This window comes from Streptomyces corynorhini (assembly GCF_003346515.1).
GTDB classification, from domain to species: domain Bacteria; phylum Actinomycetota; class Actinomycetes; order Streptomycetales; family Streptomycetaceae; genus Streptomyces; species Streptomyces corynorhini.
The window spans coordinates 1-22,629 of record NZ_QQNA01000125.1; the positions used below are offsets into that span (position 1 = coordinate 1).

Sequence of the window (22,629 nt, forward strand, 5' to 3'; positions counted from 1 at the left end):
GGGTGTGGACGCTGATCACGCGCCGCGTTCCGCCGCGTGATCAGCGTCCACACCCCGAGGCCCACCAGCAGCGCCGTCCCCGTGCCGAACCCGGCCGCGGCGACCAGCGTCATCGTGGCGCCCTTGTCCGCCTCGTCCTCCCGGCTCCGCCCGCCCGCGGCCTGATCCCGGTCGTCGGGGCTCACGCTGAAGTCGCCCGCAGGGCCCGCGTACGCCGGGCCCTCCTTCGGCTCGCCCTCCACATCGACCCGCAGCGTCAGCGGGAGCGGCTTCTCGCCGAACGCCGCGCCGACCTCCGGGTTGAGGCTGACCCGCAGGTAGTACCAGCCGGCGAACCGCATGTCCCGGTCACCGCCGCGGTAACCGAACCGGTTCTCATAGGCCACCGGCGGCAGCGGGGCGAGGGTGGCCGTCTTCTGCTTGCCGTCGTACGAGAGCGAGTTGCTGCTGGCGACGAACCCGCGCGCCGGGTTGTACAGGGCCATGGAGAACGCGCCGTTGACGCGCTCTCCGTCCGGCTGCTCCGAGCTGCTCAGGTCCGCGCCGACGAAGATCTGCTGTCCCCAGTCGACCGGGATCCGGTAGAAGAGCGACGCGCCCGGCTCGATCTCCGTCGTCCACTCGCCCCCGGTCAGCCCCTTGGCGTCGTAGAAGCTGCTGCCGCCCGTACGCTCCCCCGTCCCGCCGTTCTCCGCGGGCACCGGGGAGGCGCTCGGCCAGGCCGACGGGGCGCGGGTGGGCCCGGCCTTGGCCAGCCCCGGCTCGGAGACCTGCCGGATCTCCAGGTCCCAGGACCCGGACGCGGCGGGCGTGTCGCCGAGCCGCTCCACGACGAGGTAGTAGCGGCCGGAGTCCCGGCAGGAGTACCCGCTCTTGTCGGCCGTCCGGTAGGCGTAGGCGGCCAGCGGGCGGGGGAACTCGCTCCCGCTGCCGATACTCGCCTCCTGCGAACCGCAGTCGGATCCCTCGCTGTTCTGCAACGAGACCTTGATCCGGTCCGAGGAGTCGACCGGGCTGCCGGGCTCGGGCACGGCCACCGCCGAGGCGTACGTGCTCGTGCTCGCCTCCAGGTCCAGCCGGTAGACGAGCCGGGAGCCCGACTTGATCGAATCCCGGTACGTGACCCCCTCGGCGAGCGGCCGCGCGCCGCTCGTGGTCGTCGCCCCGGTGATCCGTTCGGCGCCCGGCTCGAAGGCGTAAGGACTCGGCCCGTCGGCCGCCCACGCCTGCGCCCGCGGCGCCACCGGGCCGCAGACGACGGCCGCCAGACACATCGCCGACGCCCCGGCCGTCCTCATCGCCGCCCGGCCCCTGCCGCCCCGCCTGTTCACGCGCTCCCCCTTGCCCTCTCGGCCGACCCGCTCCGCGCTGCCGGTCCATCCTGCCCCGGCCGTCCCGCCGTTGTCTGTGCGGCCACCCGAATCACCGCGCTGCCCCCACCCGCCCGGTCATTTGCCAAAGCAATTCATTCGTTCGCTTAAGTGAATTCAATCACGTCGAACCGGCCCGGGACAGCACGAAGCCCCGGCCGCTCGGCGGCCGGGGCTCGCAATTCGGACTGCTGCGTCTCACACACCCGAACCTGCGGGCACGGAGTCGGTCGCCTCCGTCCACAGATCCTGCTCGGCGCGGTCCGCCTGGATCTGGCGGTACACGAGGAGACCGCCGATGGCGGCCAGTGCGACCAAGAGAAGCTTCTTCACCGCGCGACCTCGTCTTTCCTTGACGTAGGGGACTTCTGGCGCCCGACTATACACACCGGCCGATACCGATCGGTGACCTGCCCGCGCCTCGACTCGCGTCGTCATCGGCACACCCTCAGCACAGTCGGCACGGAGTCGACAGAGAGTCGACACGGAGTCGGCGCCCGGCCGACGCCCCGGTTCCGGTCATGCGAACGGCCCGTACGGATCATTCCGTACGGGCCGTTCCTCGCGGTGGGGCTAACAGGATTTGAACCTGTGGCCTCATCCTTATCAGGGATGCGCTCTAACCAACTGAGCTATAGCCCCGCGCTGCCCCTGAAGATTAGCGCACTTCAGGGCCAGCCCCAAAATCGATAGCCGGTCCTCACTCGTCCTCGGCGAGCGTCAGCTCGACACCGCCCACGAAGCCCGCCGACAGGTTGTAGATGAACGCTCCGAGCGTGGCCAGCGCGGTCGCCAGCACGACGTCGATCACCGCGATGACCGAGGTGAAGACGAGCACCCGCGGCAGCGACAGGAAGGACTGGAGATCGAAGCCGTTGCTCTCGTTGGAGCCCGTCGCCTGACTGATCGTCCCGCCGACGGTCGAGAAGACGCCCATCGCGTCCATGACCATCCACAGCACGGCCGCCGCGATGACCGTGCAGATGCCGAGCGCGATGGAGAGCAGGAAGCTGACCTTCATCACCGACCACGGATCGGCCTTCGACACCCGCAGCCGCGCCTTGCGCGTACGCGGTGTGGTGCGTGCGCCGGTACGCGGCAGCCGTACGGCGGCGGCAGCCGCGGCGGTACCCGAAGCGGCAGTTGTCACGGAGGCTCCCTGTTGGCCCTGCTTCTGTCCGCCCTGCGTACCCGCGCCGCCCTGCGGCGTGGGGTAGGCCTGCGGTGGGTGGTACGGCTGAGCGGCCGGCTTCGGCTGCTCGGCGCCGTATGTCTCATACGGAGGCTGCTGCCCCCGGGTACCGGTCACGGTCACCCCCTGGGAGTCCGTGGCAGGGCCACGGGCACCGTTCCCTGCGGAAGCGTTCGATCCGGCGCCCGTGGCTCCACTCACGCTTTTACTCCTCGTGCTCCCCGGCCGAGGACTGAGTGCCCTCGGCTACGACCTCGGCCGTACCGGCCTCGTCGGCCGCCGGGTCATCACCCCCGTCGACCTCTTCGGCCTCACGCCCCGCCTCGGCATTGCGTGCGATACCGACCACGGCATCGCGCTTGCCCAGGTTGATCAGTTGGACGCCCATGGTGTCACGGCCCGTCTCCCTGACTTCGTTGACGCGCGTGCGAATCACACCGCCGCCGAGCGTGATGGCAAGGATCTCATCAGTCTCCTCGACCACCAACGCGCCGACGAGAGAGCCACGGTCCTCCACGATCTTGGCGGCCTTGATACCGAGGCCGCCGCGACCCTGGACGCGGTACTCGTCGACGGGGGTCCGCTTCGCGTACCCGCCGTCCGTTGCGGTGAAGACGAAAGTACCGGGCCGGACGACATTCATCGAGAGCAGTTCGTCCCCTTCGCGGAAACTCATCCCCTTGACACCCGATGTGGCTCGCCCCATCGGCCGAAGGGCGTCGTCCGTCGCGGTGAACCGGATCGACTGCGCCTTGCGGCTGATCAGCAGCAGATCGTCCGCCGCCGACACCAGCTCGGCCCCGATCAGCTCGTCGTCCGCGCCGGATTCCGTCTCACGGAGGTTGATCGCGATGACTCCGCCGGCGCGCGGCGAGTCGTAATCCTTGAGCGGGGTCTTCTTCACCAGCCCCGCTTTTGTTGCGAGAACGAGATACGGGACGGCCTCGTAGTCGCGGATCGCCAGGATCTCGGCGATCTGCTCGTCCGGCTGGAACGCCAGCAGATTGGCCACGTGCTGACCGCGCGCGTCCCGGCCCGCGTCGGGCAGCTCGTACGCCTTGGCCCGGTAGACCCGGCCCTTGTTGGTGAAGAACAGCAGCCAGTGGTGGGTCGTGGAGACGAAGAAGTGGTCGACGATGTCGTCTTCCTTGAGCTTCGTGCCCCGCACGCCCTTGCCGCCGCGCTTCTGCGAGCGGTAGTCGTCCGTCTTCGTGCGCTTGACGTAGCCACCGCGCGTGATGGTGACGACGATGTCCTCTTCGGCGATCAAGTCCTCCATGGACATGTCACCGTCGAAGGGGACGAGCTTCGAGCGCCGGTCGTCGCCGAACTTGTCGACGATGACCGCCAGCTCCTCGCGGACGATCTGCCGCTGCTTCTCCGGCGAGGCCAGGATCGCGTTGTACTCGTTGATCTTCTGCTGCAGCTCGTCGTGTTCAGCGACGATCTTCTGCCGCTCCAGCGCCGCCAGCCGGCGCAGCTGCATCTCCAGGATCGCGTTCGCCTGGATCTCGTCGATCGTGAGCAGCCCCATCAGGCCCTCGCGCGCGATCTCCACCGTGTCGCTGCGCCGGATCAGCGCGATGACCTCGTCGATCGCGTCCAGCGCCTTGAGCAGACCGCGCAGGATGTGCGCCCGCTCCTCGGCCTTGCGCAGCCGGAACTTCGTCCGCCGGACGATGACCTCGATCTGGTGCGCCACCCAGTGCCGGATGAACGCGTCCAGGGACAGCGTGCGCGGCACTCCGTCCACCAGCGCCAGCATGTTCGCGCTGAAGTTGGACTGCAGGTCGGTGTGCTTGTACAGGTTGTTCAGGACGACCTTGGCGACCGCGTCCCGCTTCAGGACGACGACCAGCCGCTGCCCCGTACGGGAGGACGTCTCGTCGCGGACGTCGGCGATACCGCCGACCTTGCCGTCCTTGACCAGGTCGGCGATCTTCTGCGCGAGGTTGTCCGGGTTGGTCTGGTACGGCAGCTCCGTGACCACCAGGCACTGGCGGTTCTGGATCTCCTCGACCTCGACCACCGCGCGCATCGTGATCGAGCCGCGGCCCGTCCGGTACGCCTCCTCGATGCCCTTGCGCCCCACGACCAGCGCGCCGGTCGGGAAGTCCGGCCCCTTGATCCGCTCGATCAGCGCGTCGAGCAGCTCCTCGTGGCTCGCCTCCGGGTTCTCCAGCGCCCACATCGCGCCGGCCGCGACCTCCCGCAGGTTGTGCGGCGGGATGTTCGTGGCCATACCGACGGCGATGCCCGCGGAACCGTTGATCAGCAGGTTCGGGAAGCGCGCCGGCAGGACCGTCGGCTCCTGGTTGCGCCCGTCGTAGTTGTCCGTGAGGTCGACGGTGTCCTCGTCGATGTCCCGGAGCATCTCCATCGACAGCGGCATCATCTTGCACTCGGTGTACCGCATGGCGGCGGCCGGGTCGTTGCCCGGGGAACCGAAGTTGCCGTTGGAGTCCACGAGCGGCATCCGCATCGACCACGGCTGCGCCAGCCGGACCAGCGCGTCGTAGATCGAGGAGTCGCCGTGCGGGTGGTACGTACCCATGACGTCACCGACGACGCGGGCGCACTTGTAGAAGCCCTTCTCGGGCCGGTAGCCGCCGTCGTACATCGCGTACAGCACGCGGCGGTGCACGGGCTTGAGCCCGTCCCGCACGTCGGGCAGCGCGCGCGACACGATGACGGACATCGCGTAGTCGAGATACGAGCGCTGCATCTCCGTTTCGAGCCCGACGGGCTCTACGCGCATCGCCAGCCCCGCCACCTCCTCGACGGTCTCCTGGACCACGGGGGCGCCAGGGGTGCCGGGGACGGCGGAGTTCTCGGGGAGGTCAGGGTTGTCAGGGGTGTTCTCGTCGGCCATTGCTGGTCAGTGTTCCTTTCGGCCTTGTCGAATCCGTCAGCTGAGACCGACTCAGATGTCGAGGAAGCGGACGTCCTTGGCATTGCGCTGGATGAAGGAACGCCGGGCCTCGACGTCCTCGCCCATCAGCACCGAGAACAGATCGTCGGCCTGGGCCGCGTCGTCCAGGGTGACCTGGCCGAGCACGCGGTGGTCGACGTCCATCGTGGTGACCCGCAGCTCCTCGGCGTTCATCTCGCCCAGGCCCTTGAAGCGCTGGATCGAGTCCTCGCGGATCCGCTTGCCGTTCTGCTTGCCCAGCTCGACCAGGGCGTCGCGCTCCCGGTCGGAGTACGCGTACTCGAAGTCGTCCCGGCCCCACTTGATCTTGTAGAGCGGCGGGCGCGACAGATAGACGTGTCCCGCCTCGACCAGCGGGCGCATGAAGCGGAACAGGAAGGTCAGCAGCAGGGTGTTGATGTGCTGACCGTCGACGTCGGCGTCCGCCATCAGGATGATCTTGTGATAGCGGAGCTTCTCGATGTCGAAGTCCTCGTGCACCCCGGTGCCGAACGCCGAGATCAGCGCCTGCACCTCGGTGTTCTGGAGGATCTTGTCGATGCGCGCCTTCTCGACGTTCAGGATCTTGCCGCGGATCGGCAGGATCGCCTGGTACATCGGGTTACGGCCCGACTTGGCCGAACCACCGGCGGAGTCGCCCTCGACGATGAAGATCTCGCACTTGGACGGGTCGTTCGACTGGCAGTCGCTCAGCTTGCCCGGCAGCGAGGCGCTCTCCAGCAGCCCCTTGCGGCGGGTCAGGTCGCGCGCCTTGCGGGCCGCGACCCGGGCGGTGGCCGCCTGGATCGACTTGCGGATGATGTCCGCGGCCTCGTTCGGGTTGCGGTCGAACCAGTCCGTGAGGTGCTCGTGCACGATCTTCTGCACGAAGGTCTTCGCCTCGGTGTTGCCGAGCTTGGTCTTCGTCTGGCCCTCGAACTGCGGCTCGCCGAGCTTCACCGAGATGATCGCCGTCAGACCCTCGCGGATGTCCTCGCCCGCCAGGTTGTCGTCCTTCTCGCGCAGGAACTTCTTCTCGCGCGCGTAGCGGTTGACCAGACCGGTCATCGCCGCGCGGAAGCCCTCCTCGTGCGTACCGCCCTCGTGCGTGTGGATCGTGTTCGCGAACGAGTACACGCCCTCGCTGTACTGCGCGTTCCACTGCATCGCGATCTCGACCGAGAGCATCCGCTCCTTGTCCTCGGCCTCGATGTCGATGACCGTGGGGTGGATCAGCTCACCCTTGCGCGAGTTGAGGTACTTCACGAAGTCGACGATGCCGCCCTCGTAGAAGTACGTCACCGTACGGGCCGGCGGCTCCTCGCTCGGGTCCTCGGTGGCGTCCGTGCCCGCGACGTCGGCGCCCACGGCGGCCTTCGCCGACTCGCGCTCGTCGGTCAGCGTCAAGGTCAGGCCCTTGTTGAGGAAGGCCATCTCCTGGAAGCGGCGCGACAGCGTCTCGAAGGAGTAGTCCGTGGTCTCGAAGACGTCCGGGTCGGCCCAGAACGTGACCGTCGTACCGGAGTCGGCCGTCTCCTCGTTGCGCTTGAGCGGCGCGGTCGGCACGCCCAGCTTGTACTCCTGCGTCCAGCGGTAACCGTCCGTCCTGACGTCGACCGCGACCTTCGTGGACAGCGCGTTGACGACGGAGACGCCGACGCCGTGCAGACCGCCGGAGACGGCGTAGCCGCCGCCGCCGAACTTGCCGCCCGCGTGCAGCACCGTGAGCACGACCTCGACGGCCGGCTTGTTCTCGGACGGCACGATGCCCACCGGGATGCCGCGGCCGTTGTCGACCACACGCACCCCGCCGTCGGCGAGGATGGTGACGTCGATGGTGTCCGCGTGGCCGGCCAGGGCCTCGTCGACGGAGTTGTCGACGACCTCGTACACCAAGTGATGCAGCCCACGCTCACCGGTCGAGCCGATGTACATGCCCGGACGCTTGCGGACCGCGTCCAGCCCTTCGAGCACGGTGATGGCATTGGCGTCGTACGAGGCGGTCACCTCGCCGTTCTCACCGAGGCCGGTGGACGGAGTCTTCTCATTGGGGTTGCCGGAATCGGCCACGAAGCGCCCTTTCTGGCACAGCACAGGCCGTTCTCCGAGCAAGCGGGAAGCGGCTGCGTCGTTCGGCTTGTGTCAGCATCTGTTGACTGCTCCCGCAAGCACAGCGGGAATTGCCATCAGTCTACCGGTAGCGCCGACCCGAATGGGGGTTTGCCGGTACCTGAGTCCGCATGTGCCGCCCTGAATGAGCGGCTCCCGACTCCCCATATTCGGGAAGGGGCTCCAGGAGGCTCACACCGGCATTGAGCGCTTCGGCCTGTCAACCTCCCGCTACGGTGAGGGACGCCTCACTCCACCGGGCCGTCCGGCCGGGTCGCCGCGGCGTACGGCAGGGGTCCGGAGCAGGTACGGAGCAGGTACGGAGCGACCGCCGCGCGGCCGGAGCCCGGCGGTTTCGAGGGCACCCCGGAGGCCGGGGACGGCGGCGGGAGGGGAGGGAGGGGAGTCGGCGGAGGAGAGAAGAAGAGGGAAGAGGGGCGACCGGCAGCACGCGCGCCGGACCGGGATACGGGACGGGGCCGGGAGAGCCGTCAGCCGTCGCCAGCAGCCGTCTCCGGCAGCCGGGGGCCCGTCAGCCGTACGTGTCGCCCGGCCCCTGGCTGCCCGGGGCCCGCAGTCGGCCCGAGCGCGACGGCGGTCCGCCGGGGCCCAGGACCTTGATCGTCCGTACCGTGCCGTGCCCCAGGTCCTCGTTCAGCCGGGCCACCAGCCGGGGCGCCAGCAGCCGCAGCTGCGTCGCCCACGCCGTCGAGTCGCACCGTACGGTCAGCACCCGCTCGTCACGCGCGTCGTCGTAGCGCTGTGGCACGCAGTGCTTGGCCAGGTCCTCGCCGACGATCTGCGGCCACCGGCCCATCACACCGCCCACCGCCGCGGGCGTCTCCCAGCCGCGCTCGGTGATCAGCCGGTTGATCGCGGCCCCGAGCGGCAGCGGGTCGCGGCCGTCCGCACCGGATCCGGACCGCAGCCCGCCGCCCCGTCTGGCCTGCTTCTTCTGCTGTACGGCGGCGCCGCGCGCCCGTGCCTGCTCCTTCGCCGCGCGCAGCGCGACCCGCGCCAGGTCCACGCCCGACGCCTCGGGAGCCGGGGACGGGGAGGGCTCGCTCCCGGCGGGGTCCCGCGCGCCGAGTCCGGGCAGTTCGGCGGACGGCTGCGCGGCGCGCGGTCCTGAAGGCCGCCCTGAAGGTGGCCCCGAAGACCGCCCCGAAGGCCGTTCCGCCGGGTCGGGCGCCGTGCCACGGCCGCTCATACCCGCTCCACCGCGCCGTCGGCGACCGCGAACCGCGCCCCCGCCAGCACGCCCGGCACATCGTCGTCCACGGCGGCCGTCACCAGCACCTGCTCGCCCGGGACCACCAGCTCGGCCAGCCGCTCGCGCCGCCGCGCGTCCAGCTCGGCGAAGACGTCGTCCAGGACCAGCACCGGCTCGTTCCCCTCGGAGCGCAGCAGATCGTACGAGGCCAGCCGCAGCGCCAGCGCGTACGACCAGGACTCGCCGTGGCTCGCGTACCCCTTGGCCGGGAGCCGGCCGAGCTTGAGCACCAGGTCGTCCCGGTGCGGCCCGACCAGCGTCACGCCCCGTTCGATCTCCTGCTTGCGCACACCGGCCAGCGCGGCGAGCAGCGCCTCGTACGCCTCGTCGCGCGAGCCGATTCCCGGCTCCTCGGTGGCGGAACGGTACTCCAGGGCCACCGGACCGCCCCCGGGCGCCAGCTGGTCGTACGCCTTGTCGGTCAGCGGCTGCAGGGTCGCGATCAGATCCGTCCGCTGCGTGAGCAGCTCCGCGCCCACCCGCGCCAGGTGCTGGTCCCAGACGTCCAGCGTCGACAGGTCCATGCCACGGCCACCGTGCCGCCGCGCCATCGCCGCCGACTTCAGCAGCGTATTGCGCTGTCGCAGCACGCGGTCGTAGTCCGAGCGCACCCCCGCCATCCGGGGGGAGCGCGCGGTGATCAGCTCGTCCAGGAAGCGGCGGCGCTCGCCGGGATCGCCCTTGATCAGCGCCAGATCCTCCGGCGCGAACAGCACGGTCCGTACGATGCCCAGCACGTCACGCGGTCTGACCTGCGATGACCTGTTGACACGCGCCCGGTTCGCGCGGCCGGGGGTGAGTTCCAGCTCGACCAGCTGCGACCGCTCGCCCTGCGTCACGGCGGCCCGGATCACCGCGCGCTCCGCTCCCATCCGCACCAGCGGGGCGTCGGAGGAGACGCGATGGCTGCCGAGGGTCGCCAGATAGCCGACGGCCTCGACCAGATTGGTCTTGCCCTGGCCGTTCGCGCCCACGAACGCCGTGACGCCCGGATCGAGAGGGACCTCGACCCGGGCGTAGGACCGGAAGTCGGCCAGCGACAGATGCGTGACATGCATGGGCGTGCGCGGGCCTCTCCCGGTCCTGGCTCTTCTCGGTGCTTCTGAAGCCTCTGGGCTTCCGGGCGCTCGGGCGCGGGTGCCTGGGCGCTGCTGTGCGCGGGTGCCTCTGTGCGGCTGCTTCTTCTACTTCTTCGGAGCGTTCGACTCGACCGCGTGGCCGCCGAACTGGTTGCGCAGCGCGGCGATCATCTTCATCTGCGGCGAGTCGTCCTGGCGGGAGGCGAACCGCGCGAAGAGGGAAGCGGTGATCGCGGGCAGCGGCACCGCGTTGTCGATGGCCGCCTCGACCGTCCAGCGGCCCTCTCCGGAGTCCTGCGCGAAGCCGCGCAGCTCGGCCAGGTGCTCGTCCTCGTCGAGGGCGTTGACGGCCAGGTCCAGCAGCCAGGAACGGATGACCGTGCCCTCCTGCCAGGACCGGAAGACCTCCCGGACGTCGGTGACCGAGTCGACCTTCTCCAGCAGCTCCCAGCCCTCGGCGTACGCCTGCATCATCGCGTACTCGATGCCGTTGTGGACCATCTTGGCGAAGTGCCCGGCGCCGACCTTGCCGGCGTGGACCGAGCCGAAGTGGCCCTCGGGCTTGAGCGCGTCGAAGATCGGCTGGACCTTCGCGACGTTCTCGGCGTCGCCGCCGTACATCAGCGCGTAGCCGTTCTCCAGGCCCCAGACGCCGCCGGAGACACCGCAGTCGAGGAAGCCGACGCCCTTGATGCCCAGCTCGACCGCGTGCCTCTCGTCGTCCGTCCAGCGGGAGTTCCCGCCGTCGACCACGACATCGCCCGGGGAGAGCAGCTCGGCCAGCTCGTCGACCGTCGCCTGCGTCGCGGCGCCCGCCGGAACCATCACCCACACCACGCGCGGGCCCTTGAGCTTGCCCACCAGCTCCTGAAGGCTGTGCACATCGGCGAGGTCCGGATTGCGGTCGTATCCGATGACAGTGTGGCCGGCGCGGCGGATGCGCTCGCGCATGTTGCCGCCCATCTTGCCGAGACCGACGAGACCGAGCTCCATCAGGCGTTCCTTAAGCGTTGAGGCGATTCGTACCCGGGTCCGAGCCTACGCCCGGACCCGGCCACTCACCTGTGGGGTCAGCCGCTCAGGCGTACCGGCATGATCAAGTACTTGTACGCCTCGTCCGCCTCCGCCTTCACATCCGCCTTGCCGCTGAGCAGCGCCGGCTTCGTGGAGGTCGTGAAGGACAGCTGCGCCACCGGTGAGTCGATCGCGCTGAGACCGTCCAGCAGGAAGGTCGGGTTGAAGGCGATCGAGATGTCGTCGCCGTCCAGCTGAGCGTCCACCCGCTCCACCGCCTGCGCGTCGTCGCTGGAGCCCGCCTCCAGGATCAGCACGCCCTGCTCGAAGCTGAGCCGTACGGGTGTGTTGCGCTCGGCGACCAGGGCCACCCGCTTGACGGCCTCGACGAACGGAGCGGTCTCGATGACCGCGACCGAGTTGAACTCGGTCGGGAACAGCGTCCGGTACTTCGGCAGGTCGCCTTCGAGCAGCCGGGTGGTGGTGCGCCGGCCCGCGCCCTCGAAGCCGATGAGCCCCTCGCCCGCACCCGACCCGGAGAGCGCCAGGGTGACCGTGTCACCGCTGGTGAGCGCCTTGGCGGTGTCCAGCAGCGTCTTGGCGGGCACCAGCGCGACGGCGGAGATGTCCGCGGCCTCCGGCTTCCAGAGGAACTCGCGGACGGCGAAGCGGTAGCGGTCGGTCGAGGCCAGGGTGACGGTGTCGCCCTCGATCTCGATCCGTACGCCGGTCAGCACAGGCAGGGTGTCGTCACGGCCCGCGGCGATGGCCACCTGGGCGGCGGCCGAGGCGAAGACCTCGCCGGGCACGGTGCCGGTCGCGGTGGGCATCTGCGGCAGCGCCGGGTACTCGTCCACAGGCAGTGTGTGCAGCGTGAAGCGGGAGGACCCGCAGACCACCGTCGCCCGTACACCGTCTGTGGAGATCTCCACCGGCCGGTTGGGGAGGGCGCGGCAGATGTCGGCGAGCAGCCGGCCCGATACGAGGACCGTCCCGTCCTCCTCGACCTCCGCGTCCACCGAGACCCGTGCCGAGACCTCGTAGTCGAAGCTGGAGAAGCTGAGGGCGCCGTCCTCCGCCTTCAGCAGAAGGCCCGCGAGAACGGGGGCCGGCGGACGGGCCGGGAGGCTGCGGGCCACCCAGGCCACCGCCTCAGCGAGTACGTCGCGCTCCACCCGGATCTTCACCGGAACCGCCTCCTGCTGTTGCTGACTCGCCCTGCTGGCCTTCGACGTGGCTGTGATGCCGGGGACCAGTCTGACGTACGGCACCGACAGTCGGTGCGGCCGTGGGTCAAGTCGGTGCGCGTGGCGGTTCGGGCTCGGAGGCGAAGTTGTGCACAGGCCCCACTTCGAACCGGATCTCTCGCTAACTCTAGGGGGTAGTAGTAGTAGGGCCTGTGGAAACGGTGGATAACGTCGTCCATGCAGGTCAGTGCCGGTTTTTTGTCCACCGGTCCTGTGGGCGCGGCCCGTGGACAACCGGCCTCTTCTGTGGACAGCCGAAAGTTGTGCACACCCGATACACAGGGGACCCCTACTTCTCCCCAGCTGCGTCCCCAGGTTTACCCACCTTCCCCACAGCCCAACCCGCCTCCTTGGTGTGACGCCTTTCACTCGACCAAGCGATCCCGCGCGTTTCGTTGCCGAACAGTGGACAGCGCTGTGGAGAAGGTGTGGGCAACCGGGCTCTGCCTGTGGGCCGCCGGTGGACAGTCACGACGAGCCCCTGTGGACAGAAATTGTGTCCACAGGCTGTGGACAGGCTTCGGCCACAATTCCACAGGGCTCTGACCTGGCTCGACGGCCCCGCGTCCACCCAGCCTGTGGACAGGACCTGAACAACTTACGGGCCCCCAGGCTGTGGACGGAAGATTCTCCCCAGATCTGTGGAGAAGCGGGCCCGATGGCCACGTATTCGAACACCGGCGACCGGCCGGAGGGCGGCGCGGCGCGTCCACAGCACCGCGGGACGACGACGGGATGACGACGGGGACGCTGGCAGGACGACGAAGGGGGCGGCGGCAGGGACGCGACAGGCGACGCGGGAGGGCGGGACAGAGCCGGGAAACACCCGGGGGGACGGGGACGGAGCAAAGGGCGCCCCCGGGACCGTCTCCGTACGCTCCGTACGGCGGTCTCCCCAGGGCGCCCCTCCAGGACCCGGACGGCTGTCGGCCGTCCCTGTCAGCCGTTCTTGATGCGGTTGGTCAGCTCCGTGACCTGGTTGTAGATGGAGCGCCGCTCGGCCATCAGCGCGCGGATCTTCCGGTCGGCGTGCATCACGGTCGTATGGTCCCGGCCGCCGAACTGCGCACCGATCTTCGGCAGCGAGAGATCGGTCAGCTCACGGCAGAGGTACATCGCGATCTGGCGTGCCGTCACCAGCACGCGGCTCCGTGAGGAGCCGCAGAGGTCCTCCACCGTGAGCCCGAAGTAGTCGGCGGTCGCCGCCATGATCGCCCCCGCGGTGATCTCCGGGGCCGCGTCCTCGCCGCCCGGGATCAGATCCTTGAGGACGATCTCGGTGAGGCCCAGGTCCACCGGCTGCCGGTTGAGCGAGGCGAACGCCGTGACGCGGATGAGCGCGCCCTCCAGCTCCCGGATGTTGCGCGAGATCCGGGAGGCGATGAACTCCAGCACCTCGGGGGGAGCGTTCAGCTGCTCCTGCACCGCCTTCTTACGGAGGATGGCGATACGGGTCTCCAGCTCGGGCGGCTGCACATCCGTGGTCAGCCCCCACTCGAACCGGTTGCGCAGCCGGTCCTCCAAGGTGATCAGCTGCTTGGGCGGCCGGTCCGAGGACAGCACGATCTGCTTGTTGGCGTTGTGGAGCGTGTTGAACGTGTGGAAGAACTCCTCCTGCGTCGACTCCTTGCTCGCCAGGAACTGGATGTCGTCGACCAGGAGGATGTCGACATCGCGATAGCGCTTGCGGAAGGTGTCGCCCTTGCCGTCCCGGATCGAGTTGATGAACTCGTTCGTGAACTCCTCCGAGCTGACGTACCGCACCCGGGTGCCGGGGTACAGGCTGCGCGCGTAGTGCCCGATCGCGTGGAGCAGGTGGGTCTTGCCGAGCCCGGACTCGCCGTAGATGAAGAGCGGGTTGTACGCCTTCGCCGGTGCCTCGGCGACGGCGACCGCCGCCGCGTGCGCGAACCGGTTGGACGCGCCGATCACGAAGGTGTCGAAGAGGTACTTGGGGTTGAGCCGGGCCTGCGGCTCGCCGGGACCCGGCGCGGGCGCGGGCTGGGCGCCCAGCGGGCCGGGCGCTCCGCCGCGCGCGCGGCCCACGCTCTGGCCGCCGCCGTGCCGGGGCGACGGCGGCTCCTGGGAATCGTGCGGGTCGTGCCGGTCCACGTGCCGGTCGTAGGGGGAGCGGTCCTGGCTCTGCGGCTGCCGGTAGTCGTGCTGCGGCTGCTGGGTGTGCGCCGTGGCGTACGGATCGCGGTCCTGGTAGCCGCCGAGCCGCGGCTGCTGCCAGGACAGGTCCTCCTGGGTCCGCGGCCAGGCGCCGGGGTCCTGACGCTGCTGCGGGTAGTCCGGGTACGCGGGGCGCACCGAGGGCATCCCGTCGTCCTGCGGACGGTGGCCGTAGCCGTCGTACCCGTCGTGCTGGCGCTGCTCGTCGTGGGACGGACCGCCCTGGTAGCGGTGCTGCTGGGGCACGGAGGGGGCCGGCGGGGCGGGCTCGCCGACCGAGTCGTCGACCGTGATCGCGATCCGGATGGGCCGGCCGCACTCATGGCTCAGCGTCTCGCTGATCAGCGGGGCGAGCCGGCCCTCCAGGACGCGCTTGCCCCATTCATTGGGGACGGCGAGCAGCGCGGTGTCGGCGACGAGGGCCAGTGGCTGGCAGCGTTCGATCCACTGTTTGTCCTTGGGCTCGACGCCCTGCTGGCCCTCTCTGAGGAGTTGCTCCAGCACTCGTGGCCACACTGCGGCAAGATCGGCAGGTACATCAGCCACAGGGGCACGCTCTCTCGCTGGTCCCACGAATGTGTGGTTCTCGGGACGGGGTGGGAAGACCGGCAGGAAAAGAATCCGGAGTTCAGCCAAGGTAGTCAGGCCGACCCGCGCGGTTCAAGTCGTTGTCCACAGCCTGTGCACAATGGCGCCCGGTGCGGAGCTGGTTTGACCGGATGGCGTAGCCGCGCGTACCGTGACCAGGTCGAGTTGTCGATGGCTGCTGCCGCCTGCCTCCGATGGGCAAAGATCACGAGCTGTGGTTGTGAAGCGGTGCACTAGGGCGTAATCGCGAGCTTCTCGTGGGCGCACGGTGACAGCCAGGCGATGTCCCGCCATCCACACATCATTTTCTGGAGCCCCCGAGTGAGCAAGCGCACCTTCCAGCCGAACAACCGTCGTCGCGCCAAGACCCACGGGTTCCGACTGCGGATGCGTACCCGTGCCGGCCGCGCGATTCTCGCGACCCGCCGTGGCAAGGGTCGCGCCCGTCTGTCGGCCTGATTCGCCTGATAGCCAACAGGTCATGACGTGCTGCCTACCGAGAATCGGCTGAGGCGGCGCGAGGATTTCGCGACCGCGGTACGCCGAGGACGCCGGGCCGGCCGCCCGCTTCTCGTCGTCCATCTACGCAGCGGTGCAACGGACCCGCACGCGCCGGGGGAGAGCGCTCCCCCGCCGCGTGCGGGTTTCGTCGTAAGCAAAGCCGTGGGTGGATCCGTCGTGCGTAACCTGGTGAAGCGCAGACTCCGCCACCTCATACGCGACCGACTCTCCGAGCTGCCCCCCGGTAGCCTGGTTGTCGTACGGGCGCTGCCCGGAGCGGGCGACGCCGATCATGCACAGCTGGCCCGAGACCTGGACGCCGCTTTCCGGCGGCTGCTGGGAGGGGGCGCGCGATGAAGTACCCGCTGCTGGCTCTGATCAAGCTGTACCAGTGGACGATCAGCCCGCTTCTCGGGCCTGTCTGCCGGTACTACCCGTCGTGTTCGCACTACGGATATACCGCCATCGACCGGCATGGCGCGGTGAAGGGCACGGCGCTGACCGCTTGGCGCATTCTGCGGTGCAATCCGTGGTCGCCGGGTGGTGTGGACCATGTCCCGCCGCGCAAACGCCCGCGCTGGCACGAACTGCTGCGCAACGCGTGGCGCGGCGATAAGGGCGGGCACTCCGCAGCTGGCGTGCCTTCCGGGGGACCGACCCCCGACACCCCCAGTCCGGCCGCAGAGACTTCGCCCAATGCTCAAGGAGCCTGATTAGTGGACACGATTGCCAGTCTGTTCAGTTTCATCACCACACCCGTTTCATGGGTCATCGTCCAGTTCCACTCGCTGTACGGGATGATCTTCGGCCCTGACACGGGCTGGGCCTGGGGACTGTCCATCGTGTCCCTGGTGGTGCTGATCCGGATCTGCCTGATCCCGCTCTTCGTGAAGCAGATCAAGTCGACCCGCAACATGCAGGTGCTCCAGCCGAAGATGAAGGCGATCCAGGAGCGCTACAAGAACGACAAGCAGCGTCAGTCCGAAGAGATGATGAAGCTGTACAAGGAGACGGGCACCAACCCGCTCTCCTCGTGTCTGCCCATCCTGGCTCAGTCGCCGTTCTTCTTCGCGCTGTACCACGTGCTCTCCAGCATCGCCAACGGCAAGACCATCGGCGTGATCAACCAGGGCCTGCTCGACAGCGCCCGCCAGGCGCACATCTTCGGCGCCCCGCTGGCCGCGAAGTTCACGGACAGCAGCGACAAGGTCGCCTCCCTGAACTCCTCGCTGACCGATGTGCGCGTGGTCACCGCGATCATGATCATCATGATGTCGGCGTCGCAGTTCTACACGCAGCGCCAGCTGATGACGAAGAACGTCGACCTGACGGTCAAGACGCCGTACATGCAGCAGCAGAAGATGCTGATGTACATCTTCCCGCTGATCTTCGCCGTCACGGGCATCAACTTCCCCGTCGGTGTGCTCGTCTACTGGCTGACCACCAACGTGTGGACCATGGGCCAGCAGATGTACGTGATCAACCAGAACCCGACTCCGGGCAGCAAGGCCCAGGACCAGTACCTCACCCGGCTGCTGAAGACCATCACCACGCACAACGAGGTCCGCTCCCGTCGTAAGCGCACCATCGTCCAGGCGATCGTCGCCAAGGGCCCGGACCGCAACGACAACGAGCGCAAGTTCGTGATGAGCCTGGCCAAGGCGGGTCTGGCCGCGCAGCCCGACGGCACGGTCATCAAGAGCGACACCGCGGCGGCCGAGGCCGAGGCCGGCGGCGCGCAGAAGCGGCAGCAGCCGAAGCGTCTGACCAAGGCGCAGCGCCAGGCGGCCGCGCAGCTGGCCGCGGACAAGCCGGACGAGGTCAGCGACACCGAGGCCACCGACGAGCCGGCGAAGACCTCGTTGGAGAAGAAGGACGAGCCGCAGGACCCCAAGTCCAAGCCGTCGGGCCGGCCCGCTGCCGGTGCCACCGGTGCCACGCGCCAAAAAGCCAAGTCGGGGCAGCGTAAGGGTCAGCAGCGGCCCAAGCACCCGTCCAAGAAGTAAGAAGAAGGAGTCCATCCGTGACGGAAGGCACCATCTCCGCCGCCGCCCCCGCCGAAGAGGGCGACACCCTGACCCGCCTGGAGCAGGAAGGGGAGATCGCGGCCGACTACCTTGAGGGTCTGCTCGATATCGCTGATCTCGACGGCGATATCGACATGGACGTCGAGGCGGACCGGGCCGCGGTTTCGATCATCAGCGATTCCGGTCGGGATCTGCAGAAGCTTGTGGGTCGTGACGGGGAAGTGCTGGAGGCGCTTCAGGAGCTGACGCGCCTGGCCGTGCACCGCGAGACCGGGGACCGCAGTCGGCTGATGCTGGACATCGCCGGTTTCCGGGCGAAGAAGCGTACCGAGCTGGCCGAGCTGGGGGCCAAGGCGGCGGACGAGGTCAAGAGCACCGGCGAGCCGGTGAAGCTCAACCCGATGACGCCCTTCGAGCGGAAGGTCGTGCACGACGCGATCGCGGCAGCGGGCCTGCGCAGTGAGTCGGAGGGCGAGGAGCCGCAGCGCTTCGTTGTGGTACTCCCTGCCTGAGTGATCCAACGTTTTCGGCCCCGTCTGTTGTGCAGGCGGGGCCGATCTTTGTCAGCCTGATAGTCAGCCACCCATCGGTGGTTCGGTATGGAAGGACGGTTCCGTGACGGAGGCAGCAGAGCTTCCCCCCGCACCGGACGAGGCACGCACGGTATTCGATGAGTTCTTTCCGGAAGCTGTCCGCTACGCGGAGCTGCTGGCGGACGCGGGGGTCAAGCGAGGTCTGATCGGTCCACGTGAGGTGCCACGGCTGTGGGAGCGGCATCTGCTGAACTGCGCGGTGCTCTCGGAGGTCGTTCCCGAGGGCGTGACGGTCTGCGACGTCGGCTCGGGGGCGGGGCTGCCCGGTATACCGCTGGCGCTGGTGCGGCCCGACCTGAAGATCACCTTGCTGGAGCCGCTGCTCCGGCGGACGAACTTTCTCCAGGAAGTGGTCGAGCTGCTCGGCCTGGACCATGTGACGGTGGTGCGTGGTCGCGCCGAGGAGGTCCTCGGGACGCTTCAGCCGGTGCATGTGGTGACGGCGCGGGCGGTGGCCCCCCTGGACCGCCTGGCGGGCTGGGGAGTGCCCCTGCTGCGCCCCTATGGGGAGATGCTGGCGCTCAAGGGCGATACGGCGGAGGAGGAGATCAAGGGCGCGCGCGCGGCGCTGAGCAAGCTCGGCGTGGTGGAGACCTCGGTTCTCCATGTCGGAGAAGGCATCGTGGACCCGCTGGCCACAGTGGTACGGGTCGAGGTGGGCGAGAGTCCGGGCGGGGTGAGGTTCGCGACGAAGCGGGCCAAGGCCGCCCAGGTCGGCCGTGCGCGGCGCCGCCGCTGACCCGTACAGTCCCTACTGCCTATCAGTGATGCTCCATACAAGCTGCCATACCTATGCATTGCGGAGTGTCGTGACGGTCTAGCCCTGCGGCCCGTGCATCGTGTTTCACGTGAAACGTCGCTCACTGCTCCAGGGCATCATCGGCCGTGGCCGCGCGGCTGCCACACCGCGCGGCCGAAAGCCCCTCGTCAGGGGGGCGAGGTTGTCCACAACGGTGGATTCGTCCACAGAACCAAGGGCCTCGCTGGTTCACGACCCCGAAAGCATGGCAGGCTCTGTCCATTGCGAGTCTGAAGTCGAGGAGAGTGAATCCTTGCGGTCCGACGCCAACATCGCGGGACCGATGACCGATCCGGTCCCCGGTCCCCGCACCGAGTCGGCGGGGGAGGATGTTTCACGTGAAACACCGCCCCCGATGGACGACACCCCCATTGGTCGCGCTGCCCAACTGGCGGTGGAGGCACTGGGCCGGGCCGGTGAGGGAATGCCCCGCCCTGAGCAGACACGTGTCATGGTCGTCGCCAATCAGAAGGGCGGCGTAGGGAAGACCACCACCACGGTCAACCTGGCCGCCTCCTTGGCGCTCCATGGAGCGCGAGTGCTGGTGGTCGACCTCGATCCACAGGGCAACGCCTCCACGGCGCTCGGGATCGACCATCATGCCGAAGTCCCCTCGATCTATGACGTCCTGGTGGAGAGCAAGCCCCTCTCCGAGGTGGTCCAGCCCGTACCGGACGTCGAAGGTCTCTTCTGTGCCCCAGCCACCATCGATCTCGCCGGTGCGGAGATCGAGCTGGTGTCGCTGGTGGCACGGGAGAGCCGGCTACAGCGGGCGATCGAAGCGTACGAGCAGCCGTTGGATTACATCCTCATCGACTGCCCGCCCTCGCTCGGCCTGTTGACCGTCAACGCGATGGTCGCCGGAGCAGAGGTACTGATCCCCATCCAGTGCGAGTACTACGCGCTGGAGGGGCTGGGACAGCTGCTGCGGAATGTCGAACTGGTCCGTGGACACCTCAACCCCTCTCTGCATGTGTCGACCATCCTGCTCACCATGTACGACGGCAGGACCCGGCTCGCTTCGCAGGTGGCGGACGAGGTGCGGAGCCACTTCGGCAAGGAGGTGCTGCGGACGAGCATTCCTCGCTCCGTACGCATCTCGGAGGCACCGAGCTATGGCCAGACGGTGCTCACGTATGACCCGGGATCCAGCGGATCCCTCTCGTATCTCGAAGCCGCCCGTGAGATCGCACTGCGGGGGGTCGGGGTGCACTACGACGCCCAGCAGGCGCATGTGGGCAGCCAGAACAGTCAGCAGAGTATGTCGGAGGGGATCCAGTGAGCGAGCGACGTAGAGGCCTTGGGCGTGGGCTCGGTGCGCTGATTCCTGCCGCTCCGCAGGAGAAGCAGGTGCCCTCCCCCGGAGTGGCCACGGCCTCTTCGGGAACGGCAGCACCGGTGCTGGTCGCCGAGCGGGACCTGGCCGCGGAGAGGGCACCCTCGCTGCCACAGGCGGCTTCGTCGCCGGAGGCGGAGTCCTTGGCGCCTGAGCAGGATGGGGTGACCGAGCCGGAGCTGGAGGCGACGGGCGGCGCGTACTTCGCCGAGGTCCCCATCGATGCGATCACGCCCAACCCGAGGCAGCCCCGGGAGGTGTTCGATGAGGACGCTCTCGCGGAACTGATCACTTCCATCAAGGAAGTGGGACTCCTCCAGCCCGTGGTCGTACGCCAGGTGGCGTCGGAACGCTACGAGCTGATCATGGGCGAGCGGCGTTGGCGGGCATGCAGGGAAGCCGGGCTGGAGCGCATTCCGGCGATCGTCCGCGCCACGGACGACGAGAAGCTGCTGCTCGACGCGTTGCTGGAGAACCTGCACCGTGCCCAGTTGAACCCGCTGGAAGAGGCCGCCGCCTACGACCAGTTGCTCAAGGACTTCAACTGCACGCACGACCAGTTGGCCGACCGGATCGGACGCTCGCGTCCGCAGGTCTCCAACACCTTGCGGTTGCTGCGGCTCTCGCCCCCTGTGCAGCGTCGGGTGGCCGCCGGGGTGCTCTCCGCCGGCCATGCGCGGGCGCTGCTCTCGGTGGAGGGTTCCGAGGAGCAGGACCGGCTGGCACATCGCATCGTGGCCGAAGGGCTCTCGGTGCGGGCCGTCGAGGAGATCGTGACCTTGATGGGATCGCGCCCCGAGGCCACCCCCAAGGCGAAGGGCCCTCGCGCGGGCGCTCGGCTGTCGCCCGCGCTGGGCGATCTGGCATCGCGTCTCTCGGACCGCTTCGAGACCCGCGTGAAGGTCGACCTGGGGCAGAAGAAGGGAAAGATCGTTGTTGAGTTCGCCTCGATAGACGATCTGGACCGCATTCTCGGCACTCTGGCTCCCGGCGAGGGACGTGTCCTGGAGACGAGCCTCAACGAGGATTCAGCGGAGAACGACGAGAGCTGACGCTCCCCCACCGTCTCCCGGGGCGGGCTGTGGACCGGACTGACCGGAACACGGCCCGCCCTTTGCTGTCTCTCGGTATGCCAGGTGGCTCTGGGTGGATACGATGCGATCTGGTACGGCGCAGCCACCTCGATCCACCTCCGAAGGAGCCAAGGGCCATGCGATCGGTGAGCCGGAGCCAACTGGTGTCAGCTGGACTGGGCCTTGGCGTGCTCGGCGGCTTTGTGGGCAGCCTGCTTCGGGAACGCAGCGTGCTGACCGCCGCCCGGGATACGGCAGGTGAGGGAAGTGAGGAACAGCCTCCATGGGGCGTCGGCTCGTACCGCTCACGCTGGACAACCTTCCGGACCTCCCCGAGCGCTGTCATTCGTGTGTCTTCTGGGAGCTTGACCCGGTCAGCGGCGAAGCCGCGGTAAAGACCGGCAGAGCGGCGGCACAGAAAGAGGCATGGATCTCGGCGGTCCTGCTGGAGTGGGGATCCTGCGGCCGGGTGGTCTATGTCGACGAGGTGCCGGTCGGCTTCGTCCTCTACGCCCCACCGGCCTATGTGCCGAGGGCCATGGCGTTTCCCACCAGCCCTGTCTCCCCGGACGCGGTCCAGTTGATAACGGGCTGGATCATGCCCGGCTATCAGGGCCAGGGACTCGGGCGGGTACTGGTGCAGACCGTGGCCAAGGATCTGCTGCGCCGGGAGTTCAAAGCCGTAGAGGCATTCGGCGACGCGCGGTGGCGAGAGCCGGCCTGTGTGCTGCCCGCCGACCACCTGCTCGCGGTGGGCTTCAAGACCGTACGACCGCATCCGCGATACCCACGGCTGCGGTTGGAGCTACGGACCACGCTCTCCTGGAAAGAGGATGTGGAACTGGCCCTGGACCGGCTGCTGGGCGCGGTGAAGAAGGAACCGGTGCCGCGCCCCCTCTGAGGCTCGGGGCACTCCGCCTGCAACCGAGAAACGGGTCCACTCCCCGACCGGGGAGTGGACCCGTTTCACGTGAAACATCGAGGGTCAGCTCTTGGCTGCGCCTTCACCGATGAAGTCGTCCAGGTCGCGCAGAAGCGCGGCCTTCGGCTTGGCGCCGACGATGGTCTTGGCGACCTCGCCGTTCTGGTAGACGTTCAGCGTCGGGATGGACATGACGCCGTACTTGGCCGCGATGCCCGGGTTCTCGTCGATGTTGAGCTTGACGATCTCGATCTTGTCGCCGTGCTCGGCCGCGATGTCTTCCAAGGACGGCGCGATCTGTCGGCACGGTCCGCACCAGGCGGCCCAGAAGTCCACCAGGACGGGCTTGTCACTCTTGAGGACGTCGGCGTCGAATGAGTCGTCGGTTACCTGCTTCAAGGCCACGGCGGCCTCCTTCAG

The 22,629-nt window shown here is 68.6% G+C and carries 20 protein-coding genes and 1 tRNA gene; 9 read left to right on the top strand and 12 right to left on the bottom strand.

Features of this window, described 5'->3' with window-relative positions:
• From DVH02_RS17155 to dnaA, 11 genes are all read right to left on the bottom strand, one after another.
• Nucleotides 1-1,331 (bottom strand): hypothetical protein (locus DVH02_RS17155; RefSeq protein ID WP_199566321.1); only part of this gene is annotated, 1,331 nt, incomplete at its 3' end.
• 237 nt (nt 1,332-1,568) lie between these two features.
• Nucleotides 1,569-1,703: a DLW-39 family protein gene (locus tag DVH02_RS36200; RefSeq protein WP_003958712.1), complete on the bottom strand. Its 135-nt coding sequence runs from the start codon at nt 1,701-1,703 to the stop codon at nt 1,569-1,571.
• Between the two features lie 235 nt (nt 1,704-1,938).
• A tRNA-Ile gene (locus DVH02_RS17165) sits at nt 1,939-2,012 on the bottom strand.
• 58 nt (nt 2,013-2,070) lie between these two features.
• The gene (locus tag DVH02_RS17170; RefSeq protein ID WP_114624714.1) at nt 2,071-2,679 is read right to left on the bottom strand and encodes a DUF3566 domain-containing protein; all 609 of its coding nucleotides are present in this window, start codon (nt 2,677-2,679) and stop codon (nt 2,071-2,073) included.
• Nucleotides 2,680-2,767: 88 nt separating this feature from the next.
• Nucleotides 2,768-5,434 carry a DNA gyrase subunit A gene (gyrA, locus tag DVH02_RS17175; protein ID WP_114624687.1) on the bottom strand — a complete coding sequence of 889 codons (2,667 nt, stop codon included), beginning with the start codon at nt 5,432-5,434 and terminating at the stop codon, nt 2,768-2,770.
• 51 nt (nt 5,435-5,485) lie between these two features.
• Nucleotides 5,486-7,567 carry a DNA topoisomerase (ATP-hydrolyzing) subunit B gene (gyrB, locus tag DVH02_RS17180; RefSeq protein WP_114624688.1) on the bottom strand — a complete coding sequence of 694 codons (2,082 nt, stop codon included), beginning with the start codon at nt 7,565-7,567 and terminating at the stop codon, nt 5,486-5,488.
• 547 nt (nt 7,568-8,114) lie between these two features.
• Nucleotides 8,115-8,792 carry a DUF721 domain-containing protein gene (locus tag DVH02_RS17185; RefSeq protein ID WP_114624689.1) on the bottom strand — a complete coding sequence of 226 codons (678 nt, stop codon included), beginning with the start codon at nt 8,790-8,792 and terminating at the stop codon, nt 8,115-8,117.
• On the bottom strand, nt 8,789-9,913 hold the full coding sequence (recF, locus tag DVH02_RS17190) for a DNA replication/repair protein RecF (RefSeq protein WP_114624690.1): 1,125 nt from the start codon (nt 9,911-9,913) through the stop codon (nt 8,789-8,791). The genes DVH02_RS17185 and recF overlap by 4 nt, the downstream gene beginning before the upstream one ends.
• A gap of 126 nt (nt 9,914-10,039) precedes the next feature.
• Nucleotides 10,040-10,927, bottom strand: coding sequence for a phosphogluconate dehydrogenase (NAD(+)-dependent, decarboxylating) (gene gnd / locus DVH02_RS17195; RefSeq protein WP_114624691.1), 888 nt, complete (start codon nt 10,925-10,927; stop codon nt 10,040-10,042).
• Between the two features lie 77 nt (nt 10,928-11,004).
• Entirely contained in the window at nt 11,005-12,135 is a 1,131-nt protein-coding gene (gene dnaN / locus DVH02_RS17200) for a DNA polymerase III subunit beta (protein WP_114624692.1), read from the bottom strand.
• Between the two features lie 999 nt (nt 12,136-13,134).
• The gene (dnaA, locus tag DVH02_RS17210; protein ID WP_114624693.1) at nt 13,135-14,916 is read right to left on the bottom strand and encodes a chromosomal replication initiator protein DnaA; all 1,782 of its coding nucleotides are present in this window, start codon (nt 14,914-14,916) and stop codon (nt 13,135-13,137) included.
• A 363-nt stretch (nt 14,917-15,279) separates the two neighbouring features.
• Here dnaA and rpmH point away from each other — a divergent pair, with 363 nt between their 5' ends.
• The 9 genes from rpmH (at nt 15,280) to DVH02_RS17255 (ending at nt 22,188) form a co-directional block, all read left to right on the top strand.
• Nucleotides 15,280-15,417 carry a 50S ribosomal protein L34 gene (gene rpmH / locus DVH02_RS17215; RefSeq protein ID WP_030354375.1) on the top strand — a complete coding sequence of 46 codons (138 nt, stop codon included), beginning with the start codon at nt 15,280-15,282 and terminating at the stop codon, nt 15,415-15,417.
• Between the two features lie 27 nt (nt 15,418-15,444).
• A complete protein-coding gene (gene rnpA / locus DVH02_RS17220; RefSeq protein WP_114624694.1) occupies nt 15,445-15,816 on the top strand; it encodes a ribonuclease P protein component in 372 nt (123 codons plus the stop codon).
• Nucleotides 15,813-16,172 (top strand): membrane protein insertion efficiency factor YidD, encoded by a 360-nt coding sequence (yidD, locus tag DVH02_RS17225; protein WP_114624695.1) that lies wholly within the window; start codon nt 15,813-15,815, stop codon nt 16,170-16,172. Before rnpA ends, yidD begins: the two co-directional genes overlap by 4 nt.
• A gap of 3 nt (nt 16,173-16,175) precedes the next feature.
• A complete protein-coding gene (gene yidC, locus DVH02_RS17230) occupies nt 16,176-17,465 on the top strand; it encodes a membrane protein insertase YidC (protein ID WP_114624696.1) in 1,290 nt (429 codons plus the stop codon).
• Between the two features lie 17 nt (nt 17,466-17,482).
• Entirely contained in the window at nt 17,483-17,998 is a 516-nt protein-coding gene (locus DVH02_RS17235; protein WP_114624697.1) for a Jag family protein, read from the top strand.
• A gap of 103 nt (nt 17,999-18,101) precedes the next feature.
• Nucleotides 18,102-18,818 carry a 16S rRNA (guanine(527)-N(7))-methyltransferase RsmG gene (gene rsmG / locus DVH02_RS17240; protein ID WP_114624698.1) on the top strand — a complete coding sequence of 239 codons (717 nt, stop codon included), beginning with the start codon at nt 18,102-18,104 and terminating at the stop codon, nt 18,816-18,818.
• 265 nt (nt 18,819-19,083) lie between these two features.
• Nucleotides 19,084-20,160 carry a ParA family protein gene (locus tag DVH02_RS17245; protein ID WP_114624699.1) on the top strand — a complete coding sequence of 359 codons (1,077 nt, stop codon included), beginning with the start codon at nt 19,084-19,086 and terminating at the stop codon, nt 20,158-20,160.
• A complete protein-coding gene (locus DVH02_RS17250; protein WP_114624700.1) occupies nt 20,157-21,266 on the top strand; it encodes a ParB/RepB/Spo0J family partition protein in 1,110 nt (369 codons plus the stop codon). Before DVH02_RS17245 ends, DVH02_RS17250 begins: the two co-directional genes overlap by 4 nt.
• Nucleotides 21,267-21,570: 304 nt before the next feature.
• Nucleotides 21,571-22,188, top strand: coding sequence for a GNAT family N-acetyltransferase (locus DVH02_RS17255; protein WP_114624701.1), 618 nt, complete (start codon nt 21,571-21,573; stop codon nt 22,186-22,188).
• An 84-nt stretch (nt 22,189-22,272) separates the two neighbouring features.
• On the opposite strand, the gene trxA is transcribed toward DVH02_RS17255, so the two are convergent.
• A complete protein-coding gene (gene trxA / locus DVH02_RS17260) occupies nt 22,273-22,629 on the bottom strand; it encodes a thioredoxin (RefSeq protein ID WP_407697639.1) in 357 nt (118 codons plus the stop codon).